This window comes from Bradyrhizobium sp. YCK136 (assembly GCF_044570075.1).
Taxonomy (GTDB): Bacteria; Pseudomonadota; Alphaproteobacteria; order Rhizobiales; family Xanthobacteraceae; genus Bradyrhizobium; species Bradyrhizobium diazoefficiens.
Map to the genome: position 1 here is coordinate 8932982 of NZ_CP172424.1, position 15874 is coordinate 8948855.

The following is a 15874-nucleotide window of genomic DNA, read 5'->3' on the forward strand; positions in this document are numbered from 1 at the left end:
GAGAGACGACAATGATCTCGGTCCCCAGGGCGGGCGCCAAGGTCCGCGAGAGTAACCTTTGCATCCGCCGCATCGACAGCGCTCATCTCCGTGAGCGCTTCATGGATCGTCGCCGCTCTCATCCCGCTTCTTCGCGTCGATTGTGATCGGTAACCGTGTGTCGCTCGCCATCTCGGGCAAATCGAGCACCCAACCGTTAGCGACTTTGATCCAGCCGCCCCATAGGGTCTCGTACTCGGAGGCCACGATTGACTCTTCGATATCCTTTTTTGGCACGTAGATTGACAAGCCCGTGTCCGGAGAGCGGCGGATCATGATTTTCACGAGGTCTGCTCCCTGACCGTGGCGCGGGAGCTGGCGCGCATGCGAGCCACGATATCTGACACAGCGCACACGGCCTCATCGACTTCGGCGAGGGAGGTTTCGCGCGAAAGAGAAAAGCGCACGGCGCCGTGCATCCGCCACGCAGGTACCTGCATGGCACGCAGAACATGCGATGGCTGCATTGAGCCCGACCTGCAGGCTGACCCGAGCGATACGGCGATGCCCGCCCGGTTAAGACGGTGGGCAATCGCTTCACCTTCGAGATGGTCGAAGGCAATATTAGTCGTATTCGCCAAACGATTGCGAATGTCGCCAAGCACAACGCACTCGCCATTGCGCAAAATTCCCTGCTCAAGGCGGTCACGTAACGCGCCAATGCGGATGCGCTCGGGTTCAAGCCGCTCCGCCGCAAGTTCGGCAGCTTTTCCTAGTCCGACGATTCCGGGAATATTCTCGGTCCCAGCGCGCCGCCCTCGTTCCTGTGATCCGCCGCAGATCAGCGGCTGGAATTTTGTCCCTTTACGCAAATATAACGCACCTACCCCCTTCGGGCCGTGCAGTTTGTGCGCGGATAGTGAAAGCATGTCGATCGTGCTGTCCTTTAGGTTTAAGCGTACTTTACCAATGGCCTGCACCGCATCTGTGTGAAATAGCGCTCCCGCCTCACGGGTCCACCCGGCCAGACACTTCACGGGAAATATCGTTCCGGTCTCGTTATTGGCCCACATAACCGAGGCAATCGCTGTGCGTGGCCCAAGCGCGCAGCGAAACGCCTCGATGTCGAGCCGGCCGCAAGCATCTACGGCAATAATGCGCGTCTTGACTCCCCTTGCCGCCAATTGCTCCGTTAGCGCAAGTACGGCGGAGTGCTCAACCGAAGTGGTGACAACCTCGTCTCGACCTTCCTGGGTTGCAAGTGCCGAGAGGATTGCGGCATTATTGGCTTCGGTCCCTCCCGAGGTGAAGAGGATTTCGTGATCGTATGCACTACCTAGCAGGCCGCTCAAGCTTCTCCGTGCCTGCCTCACCGCAATTGCGGCCTCGTTGCCAAAGGCATGCGCGGACGAGGCATTGCCGAATTGCTCAGTGAAGAAAGGCAACATGGCTTGCACGACGGATGGATCAGTTCGCGTCGTTGCATTGTTATCGAGGTAAATCGGCGCTCGATTCTCGCTCACTGCACCACCCCGCCTGCAGCAACAACGAGGACCAGGCGATCCAAACCTCCGATCTTACCTACCAGGTGCCCCTGAATCCCTTCTAGACTCACGCTCGGAAGCTTGTACGGCTTGCCAGCATTGTCGAGCCGCGCCAAGAGCATGCTGCTATCGTGCCGATCAGCTAACAGGCGCCAGCTTCGGCTTGGCGATTGGGTCCGATCTCTTCGTTCGCGCAGCGAACGGGACCCTCTCGCATCGTGGGGATCGACGAGTTCTTCAGTCGGTCTGGTTCGGCCGGTGTGGTTCATTGCCCTTTCCTTATCGCCTGATCAATGTTTCCATCAGCCGAATGATTTTCCACAGGAGCAGTTGGTGGCCGCGTTCGGGTTATGAAAGGTAAAGCCAGAGCTCTCCGGTGCCAGCACGAAATCGATGGTTGTGCCGGCCAGATGCTCTCGGCTCTTGCTATCGACAAACACCTTGAGCCCATCGCAGTCGATCACGGTGTCGTCAGGCTTTGGCTCATCGGCGATGCCCATCTTGTATTTGAATCCATTGCAGCCGCCTGCTTCGATCATGACGCGCAGACCACCCGCCCGCCGCTCCGAAGATGAAATCGCGCTCTTGATTGCATTGACTGCGCTATCGGTCAAGTTGATCACGTCTTTGCCTCGTCAGCTTGGGCCCAGCTAAGAGCAAGTCACGTGCCAGCGCGCAGACGCCTGATGATGCTCATTTCCGCGCCCCTTGGCTGGCAACGGATGTCGGGTTCCTGACAAGGCACGTAAGGCGGTGCCAGCCACCGGCGCGTTTTCTTTCCGAGCTTCACTGAACGCCGCCACGCAGGCGACGGCAGGCAATTTGCATCGCATCTGGCTCCGACAACGCGTCGGTGAAGAGCATAGATCAAGGACAGATTTAATGACCGCTATCGAGAACACTGCACTCGGCAGACTTGAGAAGGAGAGCCGCCTTCTCAACGCCGTATTCAAAGGCGCGACCACCAAGCCGGGCCGGTTCGGCTTTCGCGGCGACGTCGCACTAAAGTTCCAGACTCAGGTCGCGGACGAGAAACGACCGCCAGACTATTCCATTGAGCAGGTTCTGACGATCGCCCAAAACGGAGAACGCACTATCCCCGTGCTGGCCGGCTACCTACATTCCTTCGCGTATCTTGTTGACGTCGCGACCGTCCTCGACGGTGCCTTGAGCCCAATCGGCAGCTATTTCATTTTCTGCAACAACATCGATTTGCTGGCGAAGTATCGAGTTAAGCTCGGCGATATTAACTTCCACGTCTTACCCTGCGATGAATCCACGGTTTGGAAGGAGATGATGGACTTGGTCGGGCTGAACAAGGACGACATCAAGAAGCTCGATCCGGCCGGCAAGCTTGATTACCTTCTCGATGCCACAAGGGATCTCGATCTATCCTATGAGGAAATCTCGTATGACGACGGACTAAAGAGGATGGAGGCTGTGAAAAACCGCAACGAGAACCGCCCGGTCTGAGGGCGGTCTTCAGTTGTTGGCTCATGCATCGTCCTCCGCGAGATGCACACCGACGGCGCAGATGTCGCCATCCACAACTACCAACGCGATCGGCGTAAGCGCTCTACCTTGACATGGACCTTCGACGCACCGCCCGGTGCCGAGTTCGAAGGTCGAACCGTGCTTGCCGCACATCAGCCGGATACCGTTTGGATCGAGGAATTCGTTCTGCTCCCAGTCCAAATTGACGCTGTGGTGCGGGCATTTATTGACATAGCCAAGCACCTTCTTGCCCCATCGCACCACAATGATGGGCCACGGCCGGTGATTGCCGTCATCTTCGAGGACCATAAGATGAAATCCGATGGCCTGGCGGCTCGGAATGTCGTTAAAGCTGCAAATCGCATAGACGAGAGTTGGCTGCATAGGTTGCTCTTGCAAGACTTAATTGTCGCTGTGCAATTGCCCCTGCAATAACCGTACGAGCGCCGAAACGAATCGTGTCTGGTCATCCGACGCGCAAACTTGGCTATTTCAGCAGATCTCGTTGCACAGCGGCGTATATTTCAGACAAAGGAACATTGAGCCTTCTTGTTCCCTCCGTGCTAGCTGCAGAACTGCTGCTCCGCGCTCCGGGCTTGCCGGACGGCTAAACGCGGCGGATGTCGCTGCTGCTCGTTAATGGCCACGCCGCATAGCGGGGCCACGGTGCCCCGGTACTGTCCAGAATCTTTCGCACTTTTGATCAGGCGACGGCTCCGGTTTCAGAGAGTTGTGGCTGATAGAGCGGTCGCATGTTCATGTAGCATTTGGTCGACCACGCCGTTCCGGCAATGTGCCGCAGCCGGGCCGCCGCCAAATTGAGACAGGATTGACCGTCGGGGAAGGCGCCGACGACACGGGTTCGTCGCCGGATCTCCTTCATGATGCGCTCAAGCGGATTGTTCGTTCGAATCTTCCGCCAATGGATGTCAGGAAAGGCATAGTAGGCGAGCGTCTCGTGAACCGCCTGCTCGACGAGATCAGCAGCTTTGACCATACGGCTTGCCCGCAGATCCGCGATGACGGTCCTGGCTTTCTCGTCGGCCGCGGCGCGGCTCTCCTGGGCATGAATGGCCTTGAGCATGTGGCTCACCTCGCGGACCCGGGTCGACGGCACGTGGCTGAAGACATTGCGATAAAAATGCACCATGCAGCGTTGATAGCGGGCCTCCGGCAGATAATCCGCAACGCTTTCGACAAGACCTCGGCACGCATCGGAAACCACCAACCCCCGCGGGTCACTTCAAATTCCTCCGGGTGTGGTCAGTCAAATTCCTCCACCCGCGAGGCAGGACAAGGGACTGTTAGTTTGAGTTTGTTTCCCGGGCAAGAGCTTCAGCGGCTTCTTTGAGCCGATAGCTGCGTCCGTCGAACTCAAGCAGATGGCAATGATGCATAAGGCGATCGAGGATCGTCGTGCTCATAGTGTTGTCCCCAAGGTATGCCCCCCAATCCTGCACGACGCGATTGGAGGTGACGATGACGCTGCGGCGCAGTTTGTAACGCTGATGGATCAGGGTCTGCAGCAAAGTGCCGGCGTCGTCGGGGATGGCGCGTGCGAGGAATAGATCGTCCAGCACGAGGAGATCGCAGTCGATGATGGTTCGCAGCCGGACCTCGCGTTGTGCCGGAGAGTTCAGGGCGTAGCGGTGAAAGAAGTCGTCGGTCTCAAGATACTGGACCTTGTGGCTTTGCAGGATCGCCTGATAGGCAATCGCCTTGGCGATGTGCGACTTCCCGGTGCCAGGTTTGCCAACAAGCAGAGCGTTCTCGCCAGCGGCAATGAACGCCAGGGTGTGGAGCTGGAAGCAGGTCTGACGTGGCAGTTTGGGATTGAAGGACCAGTCGAACTCGGCGAGCGTCAGCTTTTCGTCGAGCCCGGATTGCTGGTATCGCCGCTCGATAAGACGGGACTGACGACGGTCCAGTTCATCCTGCAGGATAAGGGAGAAGGTCTCGAGGAAGGGCTGGTTGGCGCCCTGCGCCTGGAGCACGCGCGTCTGCAGCGTGTCGCGGACACCCGACAGGCGCAGCTGTCGTAGGCAACGCTCAATTTCCGGCATGGTCATCATGTGGCTAGGTCTCCAGTTTAAGGTGAGAAGGTGCAGCGGGAGCGCTCGTGGCGCCGGAGTTGGCCGGGGTTGCGCAGGCGACACGAGCGCGGATTGCCGTGGCGTGATCGTCGTGAGCCTCGGCCTGCCGACCATTGTCGTCGGCGTCGCGCCGCACAGCGCGGCTGAAGAGGTCGCCGTATTCCGCGGGGGTACGGATCAGCGGATGATCCTGGGTGAGCGGCGATGCCGGCTGTGGCGTCACTCCAACCTGCTCGATCGCCTGTTCGAACAACCGCTCGACGGTCGCACGCACGTGCTTGTAGCGGTAGATGCGGTTGTCGATGGCGTGCGCGCAGGCCTGCTCGACCAGCCGCGCCGGATACTTCCGGCCCAGCCCGACAATGCCCCACATCGCGCGCTGTCCGGGGCGCCCTTCGGTGTCGAACACCTGCTGGCACAAGGCCCTGGTCTGCGGTCCGATGCGCTCGGCGCTCGCCAGCAGCACGGCGGTTTGCCGCGACGGGTTGAACGGCCGTTCGCTGGTCGGCAGGACGACAGAACCGGGGTGCGCCATCCGGGAATGAACACGCAGCAGCGCACGGGTGTGGCGATCACGGATCTCGATCGTGGTGGTGTAGATGCGCACGACGACCTGGCTGCCGATCGGCGCGGGCCGCGCGGCGTAATAGCTGTTGTCGACGCGTACGGTGGTGTCGTCGCAGACAGTCCGGACGACTTCGGTGAAGATGCGGAAGGGAGCGACAGGCAGCGGCCGCAGGTGCGGCTTCTCTTCCTGGAACATCGCCTCGACCTGACGGCGCGTGCTGCCGTGGATGCGTTTGGAAGCCCAGTTCTCCTCCCAGTGCCTCAAGAACTCGTTTTGCGCCTCCAGCGTCTCGAAGCGCCGTCCGGCCAGCGCAGTGCCCTGGGTATGTTGAATCGCATTCTCGACGCATCCTTTCCGATTTGGATCGGCCACGCGCGCGGGATCGGCGACCACGGCGTAATGAGCCAGCATCGCGCTGTAAATCGGGTTGAGCTGGGGCTCGTACAAATCCGGCTTGAGGACGCCTTCCTTCAGGTTGTCGAGCACGACATAGCTGGGGACCCCGCCAAAATACCGGAACGCCTCTTCGTGGAGCTGCGCCCAGACTTGTTGGCTGGACTTCCAGACTACCCGCCGGAAGCTGCGCCGCGAGTAGCGTAGCGTCATCACGAACAGGCGGGGACGACGGTACCGCCCGCTCTTCGGATCAACCGTCGGCGCGCCCTCGCCATAGTCGACCTGAGCTTCCTCGCCGGGGAGGAACTCAAGACGATCAAACTGCTCAGGATCAGCGTGCCGCAACCGGCGCACAAACCGCTTGACACTCTGGTAGCTGGACGGAAAGCCAAATTGATCAACCAGGTCCTGGTAAATCGCCTGCGCGTTCCGCTTCAGCCGGACCTGTTCTTCGATCCACGTCCGATGCGCTTCGCAAGCCGAACGGGCCAGGCTGCTGGTGACCGTCGCTTCCGATGTCCCAAAAGCCGGTGGTCGGGGTGGAGGAATTTGGCCGTCCGCGCTCACCGAGCCGGTGGTCACTTCCCCGGGGGAATTTGCCTCCGCACCGGCCCGCAGCGCCTGATAACGCCGGATCGTCTTGCGATCGACACCCGTCAGCCGGTGAATCTCGCGCTGGCTGGTGTTGCGATCAAGTAATGTAAGTACGGTGCTTTGCAGATGTCGCTTCAAGACGTTCAACTCCCCGGCCCCTTGCTGGCTAAAGGGGTCGAACATAAACGTCCTGCCTGACCGGCTACTGCTGTTCAGCGGCGCTGACGGCGATCATCAGGTGGGGGAGTTTCAAGTGACCATACCCGGGGGATTTTGACCGACCCACGGGGCAACTGCACGCCCCTGAGACCGCGATCGACGAGATGCCGCAGAAACGAGGACCAGCCGGATTTGTCCTCCTTGGCGCCCTCACAGATGCCGAGGATCTCCCGGAACCCCTCGGCATTGACCGCCGAGGCCACCAGCAGCGAGACGTTGCGAACCTCACCAGCCCAGCTGCGCTTCATCACGATGCCGTCGAGGTAGAGATACGGATGCTCGCCTTCGATCCTGCGATTCCGCCACGCCTCGATCTTGGTATAGATCTTCTTGTTCAGGTTCGACACTGTGCTCGGGCTGACCCGGGTGCCCCACAGCGCCTCCGTAATGTCTTCGACCCGCCGAACCGAAATCCCGGCCAGATACATCTCGATCAGCGCCTCCTCGACCGAGCTCTCCCGCCTCCGGTAGCGCTCGATAATCGCCGTCTCGAAGGTTTGCCGCCGTAGCTTCGGAACCTTCAGATCGACGTCGCCCGCCTTGGTCTGCAGCGTTCGCTCGTAGCTGCCCGCCCGCGTGTCCTGCCGGGCCGGGCTGCGCTCATAACGCCCAGCACCGCACAGCTGGCCCGCTTCGGCCTCCAGCATGGCGTTCACTGTCTCTTCCACCGTCCCGCACCATCTCGCCCAGGTGATCTCGAATCCGGGCCTCATCAATTTGGATCACCTGACCCATGGCATTCCCATCGTTCATTCAAAGCTCCTTCATTCTAGAGGAAGCCGTCAATCCTGAAAGTGCGAAAGACTCTGTACGTTATCCGGTGCCCTCCGATGGCGTATGTCTCACGGCGTCGCAAGGGCCTTCGCAGAAGAGCCATGTGCTCGCTTTCAGCCGGCGCAGGGCGCGCGCAGCGAGCGCGCGCCCCCTTTGAACTAAGACTGTTGCGCCCGCGCTTTGAACGGTCAAACGCCCATCACTTCAGGTTCGGTGTTGCTATTGCAGCCACCTTACTCCATGCGCGTTCGGCAACATGCACTTCAAGCAAGGTGACGGCTCATCGTGCAACAATTCGCTTTCGAAACTGAGTGTCGATATCACTGCTCTCAGCTTTCGAAAAATGGCTCAGGGTCGCCGTTGCGTTACTCCATGCTTAGCCCCGTGAGGACGCGCTCCAAATAGACTGACGGATCATCTTCGTCAGAATAGTCCGCCTGGACCGTCGATTCAGCGGCGGCATCATCATCCTCCACCTTACTAAGGTACTTCGTAGGCTTGCCTACTCGCTGCCACTGGTCGTTCTCATTCTTCGTCCACACCTCGGGATGCTGATGAGGATCAAGCACCCAGTGATTTCGACCCACATGAACAAAACCCATTTCTGCTAGGCGGGGTTCCATGCCGGGCAAGCCTGGCTTTGACAAGATCAAGGGATGATCACCATCCTCTCTCAGCTGGTGCTCCAGCAAAATATCGCCCGCGTTCTCAACCAGGGGATGAGTGACCCGAAGGTCCACCACGGACGTGAGATCGTTGCGCCCAAACCGTTCCCGGAAGGCCTCCCCCTTGATCCGAACCGGACCTCCTGCTCTCAACAGGCCAACTGTTTCGTCACCCAATTGATAGCTGAAGAAGCGCACGGGCCTGGCTGGATCATAGTGAGTGGCGCTATAGCTGCCAGCAACCGTTGCTGCCCGCTCAGCTTTCTTTGATACGAAGTCCGAGTACTCTTGCGGATTAATGGCGATGTTCATGATGCCGCGGCCCAAAAATCTCTGCAGCCCTCGATCGAAGGAACGCTCGTCGATCTCATCAATGGGCGGACGGGCATTCAGATAGTACGCCCTTGTTTCAGATGACGACCCGCCTGGCTCCATACCTGCAAGTGTTTCCGCAAAGCGGGGGCTATCTCCCGATTCATCAACTTGACTAGCGCTTGTGGATTGGCTGGATGAGCCAACGATTCTGCCATACATCAGATCGCTCTCCTATCGGCAACATTGCACGCGATTGAGCTCGTGCCGCGCAAGCTCGCGTTCATAATATACAACCTAACTGACCACAACCTGACCTAAGCATCTGCCGGCACTCGGGGACGCTGCGGCTGCGCAATCCGCAAGCGAGCCACGCACTCGCTGGTCAGCAATCGTAGGCTGATGGCGTGCGATATTGTCCGCGCTTGATCATCAAAAATGTGACGTTCAACGGCGCAGATCTGCAGCACCGCACTTTACTTTCGGTTGTCGCCGCCATTGACCAATGCAGCTGTCTATCGAGGATCGGCGGCTTGCGCGCAGAATTGCTGCCCGGCGCTTCTGTCGCGGCGTCCGCGACTCGCTCGTGCTATTGCACTGTCATCCAATTCGGAGCAGCGCCATCCGGTCCCAGGATAGAATCGCGAAGACACAGGTGCCGCCATCACATGCGCTTCAACGCGATCGGCGGCTATGATCGGCCGGACAATTGTAAAACCCGTGGACCGTGGCAGACTTTCGCTCCTGCCGATCCCGCAACCGAACGCCACAGGATAGGATGGGCAGGACTGGCTCCGAAGGAAGTGCCTAACTTCGGAAAACCGACTATGACGACCACGACGGTAATATGATCGCCCGCCCAAGGCCAAGTCGCTTTTCGACAAAACGCGGAACCTGCGATACGAGCGAGACTTGCAAGCAGGCGCCAGTCAGCCGGTATGGCTTGCCTCGGGGCTGAGCAGCATTCTCGTGCCGTCTTGCCATTCAGGGAAAAAATCGGGCCATTCGAGCGCCGGCACGAGTCTCCGTTGCGGATTGACCTGATCCAGCGGAGCCTCCCTCCACGCGCTGCGGCGAACGGGAGAGAGAGCCCCCTTCGCTCATGCAGCTGCGGCTGGGACGTGGGTCTGGCAGCTGGCCGGGCAAACCCTATCGCACGCACCGCAGCCGATGCAGGCGCCCTGATCGTTCAGAACCATAATCTTTTTTTCGACTTCATCGTCCTCGTCATTGTCAAGGTTGACGAGTTCGCCCTCCTCGTTGATCCCTTTCAAAGTCATGACATCTTGACCGCACACCTTGAAACAGCGGCCACAGCCGATGCACTTCTTGGCATCGATCGAGGCTAGGTATTGTGGCATCCAGTCGCGGCCGTCTCGCGTTGCGAATGACATGCATTGCCCTTCAAGTATTCTCCAGCTCTTTCAACTCGCGACTCTTGCGCTCCAGATCGGCATAGACATCGTACGCCTTCTGCGCCACCGCCATAATCGACGTCCAGTTGATGGGCAATTCTTCCGAAAGGTCGTGCATGTCCATCTTGGCCTGTATCGCCTTGGCGGACATTTTCTTTAGTTCGGCCTTCAGTGTTTCACGATCGCCCATGAGTGAGTATCCTCAATAGTTAGCCACGTCCGGAAATTTCCGAATTAGGCCGATCCCCTCGCTGACATATTTGTCCCCCTCTTGAGCCAGCTTGACGCAATTATCGAATCCGAAGCGATGCACGTCGCGCAGCTGCTTGTTTACGGCGACCAGCCGCCCTGCGATGAGCACTATGCGCCCGAAGCCTTCATGATGCAGCTTCAGGATCGGCTGAACTATAACGCCGGTCTCCCTCCCTACTGACAGGCCGACCGCATTGAAGAACAGCTCAAGCCGCCATAGTGTCTTAGAATCGGGATCACCGATGATCGGCAATGCGCGCCGTCTCTCCCTGTTCAAGATATAGGGTTCGAGCAGATCAAGGTCGCTCTTCCCTTCCCAGGCTCCATTGGTATCCTGGGCGCGCCAAAGCTTGACTAACTCGATTAGAAATGGTGCGTCGACGACGCTGCCCTGCTGCGCTATTTTTGCGGTCATATCATCTCATTCGTCGAACTCAAACGATCGCGGTTGGTCCTTTGCAAGGACCTTGCGTAGCCAGGGAGGTGGCGTGCCCTTCAGCACCGACTCGAGCTTTTCCAGCAACACGTGAATGCTTTCCGGTTTGCTCACCTTGATAGGATGGATTTTGCTGGCCACCACTCGCGCAGCCGCGGCACCACCAATGGCCACGACGTAAAGGATGGCGCAATCCTTGATCGCCTCGATCTTTGGCGCCAACTTGTCACCACTACCGTCTTCCTCAAGAATGCCCTCAAACTCGATCGCTTTAAGAAAGACATGCCCGCTAGGCGCGACATCGTAGATTGCGATATTCTTTGCCCAGCCAAAATGAGCATCGACGCGTCTCAGATCCTGAGTGGCAAAAGCGACCTTCATGCAATTGACCTTTCAGGCGCGCCAGTGGAGCGGCGATGCCCCACGTGTTGTGGCAGTCCGGGCGTGGTCCGCCACCTATCGGGCGTAGGCCGGTCGTTCTCGTCCCGATGCGCGATCACGAGATTGGCGATTTGGAAGATCACATTGCGGGTACCACGATAGCCGACGGATACTTGGTGGCCCGCGCCAAGCCGATCGAATATCGGAAAACCTACGCGATAGAACGGCACTTTCAGCCGCCCCGCCGCTTGCCCTCCATGCGAATGCGTGATCAGCAGATCGCAATGCTTTTCTTTTGCAAATCCTTCCAGATCTTCGAGGTCGCCAATGAGAACCTCCTTGGTCCTGATACGCTCGATCACCTCCGACTGAGTGGTCGTCACGGCGACGGTCACCTGCGCGCCCATATCGTGCAGCATGCCGGATAAATCGAACAGAAGGTCTGGCTCGGCACCGATCGCCACTTTGCGGCCGCCAATATGGAAGTGCGCGTCCAACATAGCATCGGCGAGCTGACTGCGCTGGCGTCGATATTTCGAGGGTATCGGGCGCCCGCTAATCTCGCTCAAAAACATCATGAAATCGTCGTTTGGATGAAGACCACACAGGCGCTCGAACACACGAAAAGGCACCCCGGTCTTAGTCTGCATGACCTCAGCCGCGCGCTGCATCTGCGCACCGATTGCAATGGTCCACCCTGCGCGTCCCATGCTCGCGATTTCGTCGACGTCGATGCCGCCGATGGTCGTTGACGTAAACTCATCGGGGATATGCCCGTCGAGCGATCCCGCCAGGTCAGGGAGGAAGGAGGGGTACAATCCGAAATCCTCCAGCAAGGCACGGAGTTCATCAAGGTCGCCGGGCGTCAGGTGACACCCCGGTAGAACATTCACCTTCGAGGGATCCCGCAGGCCATTGGCACGGGGCCGGTCCACCAGCACCTCCACCATGCGTGCAACAGCCTTCTCCCACCCATCCTGGAACGCGCCCTTGAAATCAGGCGTTGATACATATACGAGCGGCAATTTTGCGAGTTGCGGATATGCACTCCGGATTAGTTTGAGGTACGCTTCCACATCGTCGCCGTTGGTCTCGGTGACACCGGTCGAGCAGATTCCGATGATCTTCGGGTTGGCGCGCTTGGAGATGTTAAGTATCGCCTGCTCCAAATTCTCATATCCGCCGAGTACGGTCGCGACCTCGCTCATCGCGGTGGTCTGCAGCGGTATTGCTTCTTTGAAGTGCCGGACAAAGAGCGTGAGGCCGAAGGATGTGCACCCCTGTGAGCCGTGCAGAAGCGGCATCGCACCGCGCAGCCCCATGAAGGCGTATGCGCCGCCGATCGGCTGGCTCATCTTCAGCGGGTTGACAACGCAGGCTTTTGTCGGCGCCGTGACCAGGGCCATGGCGACTCCCTACTCTGCGGCCTGTCGCATGTCAGATGGCTCGGACATCAACATATCTTCGATGCGTCCTTGACAGCAGCCACCGGCCGCATTGGTAAGCTCTCGGACCGCTGCGACGCTCCTCAAGCCGTGCACGTAGATTGCGTCCTCAATCGTGCCCAGATCAACCCTGTTACACACGCCGATATTCCTCGCGCGGCGCGCTGTTTCGGCGAGGGCCGGATCGCAGGCGATCGCGGCCATGGACGATTGCATCTGCTCCCGCGCCTTGGCCAATGCCTCCCATGGCGCTGGCCGACGTAGCTGCTCCCACATCGGACTGGAGAGCGAATTATCGATCTCCTCCACCAGCTTGACTATTCCGGCATAACCCATATAGGCGTGGCAACGCTCTTGGTTGATATCGACCCATGGCACCGCCGCCTTCAGCGCGACAAATTGCGACTTGCCGCCCGATAGCATGATGTCCGCTTCTGCGTCCTTCAACATCTTGTACATTTCGCGCGCAGTCATGTCGTCGATCATGTGGGCATCCTGCCCCATGAGCTCCTTGATGCGCTCCTTGTCTTCCATGGTCGATTTCTTCACACTGGTTCCGACTAATTCCAGCCCGGCTTCCTGGAGCGCCGAGACGACCGACCATGACTTGACACCGCCGGTCATTAACAAGGCCCTTTTGCCTTCGAGTCGCGGCTTGTACGGCTGGATGGCAGCCCACGCCCGCGCTTCCTCGCGCGCGATCACCGCTTCGGTGCGCCCGAGCAGATCTGCCGGGGCGCCGCGCTCAACCAATAAGCGGGCGATCTGGCGTAGCGATTCGCTTGAATCCTGAATACCGTAGAACGCCCCCTCGAAGAATGGGATCCCGTAGCGTTGCTCCATCTTGCGTGCCACGTTGATCATGGATTTTGAGCACACCAACATTGCCGCCCGCGCGCGATGAGATGAAGCGACTTCGCGGTATTTGCCATCGCCCGAAATGCAGCAGAGAATTCGCACTCCAAGCTCGTCTAACAATGGCTTCACCTGCCAGAGCTCTCCTGAAAGATTGTATTCTCCGATCAGATTGATGTCGTACGGCGTGGTGTAGTCCGGTTCTCGCGTGCCGATCACGTAGTCGAGCAAGGCTTCGCCCGCGAGCTTGTTACCGAGGTTTTTCGAACCGGCGAAGCCCGGAGAATTGATCGGGATCACCGGTTTTGAGAATCTTCGCGACGCTGCCTTGCACACTGCATTGATGTCATCGCCGATCATCGCCGGGATGCAGGTTTGATAGACGAAGATTGCGGGCGGATCGCACTTGTCGATGATCTCCTTGATCGCTTTGCACAGCCGCTTCTCGCCTCCGAATACAATATCGGTTTCGCTCAAATCGGTTGTGAAAGCGGTGCGCCACAAATCCGAGCCGGACGACGCCGCGCCGCGATTGTCCCAGGAATTACCTTCGCACGCGATCGGGCCATGTACCAAGTGAGCGACATCGGTGAACGGCTGCAGCGCAACCTTCGCGCCGTCGAAAGCACAGCCACCCGCAGCGCTACCCGGCTGCAACTGTCTGGTACAGCCGTTCCTGCGTTCCGCCTCAGACTTACTGCCATTCTTGGCGCAGCCTGGCTCGTCGAAGATATTCTGGACCGTGGCCGCCAGTGAACTCATCCTGCTTCCTCTCAGGGCAACAAATTGTAAACTCAACCGTTATGTGCTCGTGCCATCGTCCAGTCCTGGACGATGGCACGTGTAGTTGCTCATCAACGAATGATGTCGAAGCTGTAGTCGGTTTTGCCAAGAATGTGGGTCTTGTTGTCGATCTCGTCGAAGATCTTGTCCAGGATCTTGACCAGCACATTCAGACCGCCCTGATAGCCCCATATGGGGGAGCGGTGATGGTGATGCCGGTCGAAAATCGGAAAGCCGATGCGGATCAGTGGCGTTGCGGTATCACGCTCCAGATACTTCCCATAGGTGTTGCCAATCAGAAAATCGACCGGCTCGGTGAACAAGAGTGAACGCATGTGCCAGAGATCCCGACCCGGATAGACTTGGCAGCCCTGTCCAAATGGCGAGCTTGCAAGCAGCGCCTGCATTTTCTCCTGCCACGCTTTGTTGCCATTGGTGGACAGCACATGGGTCGGTTCGGCGCCGAGTTCGAGCAGAAACGCAGCCAATCCATAGCAAAGATCCGGATCGCCATAGATCGCGAACTTTTTGCCATGAACATGAGCGCTTGAGTCGGCAATGGCATCAACCAAGCGGCCACGTTCTCGCGCGAGTTGCTCCGGAATCTCCTTGCCGCTGATGCGTGACAGCGCGACGATAAAGTCATCCGTTGCTGATAAGCCTACCGGGTAGTTGAAGGATAGAACGTCCTGGCCATGCTCTGCCGCAAATGACAGCGTTTTTTCCGTGCACCATTGCTGCATGGAGATGGTCGCCTTGGCGTGAATCGCGTTCGCCGCATCCTTCAGCGTCGTACCACCGTCATACATCCGGAATTCGCCGTCTGTCGGAGTGTCGAACACTTCAGAATTGTCGGCGAGAACTGTGTGCTGGATGCCCATCAATTCCAAGATGCGCTTAATCTCGCGAAGGTTCCCGACGGTATATCCATCAAACCCGCCAATGATGTTGATCGCTCCATTCGGTTTGCGCTCCAGCTTCGGCGCTGTTCCGGCCTTGCCGTCCCAAAAATGCTCCAGAATGCCTTTGAGGGCATTGTCGTAGCCGGTGACGTGGCTGCCAACGAATGCGGGCGTGTGGGCGAACGGCACGTCGAAGTCTGCCGGAACCGAGCCCTTTTCTTTCGACGTCTTGATGAAGGCGTTCAGGTCATCGCCGATCACTTCGGCCATGCAGGTTGTGGAAACCGCAATCATCTTGGGCTTGTACATCTTGTAGCTGTTCGCGAGCCCGTCGGTCATGTTGTTCAGACCGCCGAATACGGCAGCATCTTCCGTCATTGATGAAGAGACACAGGAGCTAGGCTCCTTGAAGTGCCGCGACAAATGACTGCGGTAATAGGCCACACAGCCTTGGCTGCCGTGGACGAAGGGCAGCGTGCGCTCAAAGCCGACAGAGGCGAATACGGCGCCAAGCGGCTGACACGCCTTCGCCGGATTTACCGCCAGCGCCTCCCGCGCGAAGTTTTTTTCGCGATATTCGGCCGTTTTGGTCCATTCCTTGATACGTTCGACCTCGGCAGGATCGCGCGGATTCTCGAATATCTTCTTCTTCGCCAGCATTTGCTGGTATTCTGGACCGCGGAACAGTTCGACATGATCGAGCACGTGTTCGGCACTCTGCGGCATCGGTGAAATCCTTCACTATCAGATTGGAATCGCCCGGGCTT

At 58.5% G+C, this 15874-nt stretch carries 17 protein-coding genes; 1 reads left to right on the plus strand and 16 read right to left on the minus strand.

From position 1 onward, the window contains the following. Positions 1-99: 99 nt before the first annotated feature. From nifT to ACFLEY_RS43210, 3 genes are all read right to left on the minus strand, one after another. Positions 100-324 carry a putative nitrogen fixation protein NifT gene (gene nifT, locus ACFLEY_RS43200; protein WP_011084566.1) on the minus strand — a complete coding sequence of 75 codons (225 nt, stop codon included), beginning with the start codon at positions 322-324 and terminating at the stop codon, positions 100-102. Continuing rightward, entirely contained in the window at positions 321-1502 is a 1182-nt protein-coding gene (gene nifS, locus ACFLEY_RS43205; protein ID WP_060909242.1) for a cysteine desulfurase NifS, read from the minus strand. The genes nifT and nifS overlap by 4 nt, the downstream gene beginning before the upstream one ends. Positions 1503-1825: 323 nt before the next feature. Further along, positions 1826-2146: an iron-sulfur cluster assembly accessory protein gene (locus ACFLEY_RS43210; protein ID WP_011084564.1), complete on the minus strand. Its 321-nt coding sequence runs from the start codon at positions 2144-2146 to the stop codon at positions 1826-1828. A 259-nt stretch (positions 2147-2405) separates the two neighbouring features. Here ACFLEY_RS43210 and ACFLEY_RS43215 point away from each other — a divergent pair, with 259 nt between their 5' ends. Next, on the plus strand, positions 2406-2996 hold the full coding sequence (locus ACFLEY_RS43215; RefSeq protein ID WP_014497969.1) for a hypothetical protein: 591 nt from the start codon (positions 2406-2408) through the stop codon (positions 2994-2996). Positions 2997-3017: 21 nt separating this feature from the next. On the opposite strand, the gene ACFLEY_RS43220 is transcribed toward ACFLEY_RS43215, so the two are convergent. The 13 genes from ACFLEY_RS43220 to nifK all read right to left on the minus strand — a co-directional run bounded on the left by ACFLEY_RS43220 (position 3018) and on the right by nifK (position 15833). Further along, the gene (locus ACFLEY_RS43220) at positions 3018-3401 is read right to left on the minus strand and encodes a Rieske 2Fe-2S domain-containing protein (protein ID WP_011084562.1); all 384 of its coding nucleotides are present in this window, start codon (positions 3399-3401) and stop codon (positions 3018-3020) included. 319 nt (positions 3402-3720) lie between these two features. Further along, positions 3721-4242, minus strand: coding sequence for a transposase (locus ACFLEY_RS43225; RefSeq protein WP_396604432.1), 522 nt, complete (start codon positions 4240-4242; stop codon positions 3721-3723). 79 nt (positions 4243-4321) lie between these two features. Further along, the gene (gene istB, locus ACFLEY_RS43230) at positions 4322-5089 is read right to left on the minus strand and encodes an IS21-like element IS1631 family helper ATPase IstB (protein ID WP_038952109.1); all 768 of its coding nucleotides are present in this window, start codon (positions 5087-5089) and stop codon (positions 4322-4324) included. 4 nt (positions 5090-5093) lie between these two features. Beyond that, positions 5094-6851, minus strand: a complete 1758-nt coding sequence (gene istA / locus ACFLEY_RS43235) for an IS21-like element IS1631 family transposase (protein WP_100214066.1) — start codon at positions 6849-6851, stop codon at positions 5094-5096. Positions 6852-6880: 29 nt separating this feature from the next. After that, on the minus strand, positions 6881-7534 hold the full coding sequence (locus ACFLEY_RS43240) for a transposase (RefSeq protein WP_396605000.1): 654 nt from the start codon (positions 7532-7534) through the stop codon (positions 6881-6883). Positions 7535-8026: 492 nt separating this feature from the next. After that, the gene (locus ACFLEY_RS43245) at positions 8027-8860 is read right to left on the minus strand and encodes a host specificity protein (RefSeq protein WP_249163457.1); all 834 of its coding nucleotides are present in this window, start codon (positions 8858-8860) and stop codon (positions 8027-8029) included. 878 nt (positions 8861-9738) lie between these two features. Then, positions 9739-10032 carry a ferredoxin III, nif-specific gene (fdxB, locus tag ACFLEY_RS43250; RefSeq protein WP_060909245.1) on the minus strand — a complete coding sequence of 98 codons (294 nt, stop codon included), beginning with the start codon at positions 10030-10032 and terminating at the stop codon, positions 9739-9741. Between the two features lie 10 nt (positions 10033-10042). Further along, complete coding sequence (locus ACFLEY_RS43255) at positions 10043-10243, minus strand: CCE_0567 family metalloprotein (RefSeq protein WP_060909246.1); 201 nt, start codon at positions 10241-10243, stop codon at positions 10043-10045. A 12-nt stretch (positions 10244-10255) separates the two neighbouring features. After that, positions 10256-10720, minus strand: a complete 465-nt coding sequence (locus ACFLEY_RS43260; RefSeq protein WP_396604433.1) for a NifX-associated nitrogen fixation protein — start codon at positions 10718-10720, stop codon at positions 10256-10258. Positions 10721-10726: 6 nt separating this feature from the next. Continuing rightward, a complete protein-coding gene (gene nifX, locus ACFLEY_RS43265; protein ID WP_060909248.1) occupies positions 10727-11122 on the minus strand; it encodes a nitrogen fixation protein NifX in 396 nt (131 codons plus the stop codon). Then, positions 11119-12528: a nitrogenase iron-molybdenum cofactor biosynthesis protein NifN gene (gene nifN / locus ACFLEY_RS43270; RefSeq protein ID WP_060909249.1), complete on the minus strand. Its 1410-nt coding sequence runs from the start codon at positions 12526-12528 to the stop codon at positions 11119-11121. Before nifN ends, nifX begins: the two co-directional genes overlap by 4 nt. A 9-nt stretch (positions 12529-12537) precedes the next feature. After that, positions 12538-14184 carry a nitrogenase iron-molybdenum cofactor biosynthesis protein NifE gene (gene nifE, locus ACFLEY_RS43275; RefSeq protein ID WP_396604434.1) on the minus strand — a complete coding sequence of 549 codons (1647 nt, stop codon included), beginning with the start codon at positions 14182-14184 and terminating at the stop codon, positions 12538-12540. Between the two features lie 92 nt (positions 14185-14276). Continuing rightward, a complete protein-coding gene (gene nifK, locus ACFLEY_RS43280) occupies positions 14277-15833 on the minus strand; it encodes a nitrogenase molybdenum-iron protein subunit beta (RefSeq protein ID WP_060909251.1) in 1557 nt (518 codons plus the stop codon). Positions 15834-15874: the final 41 nt, after the last annotated feature.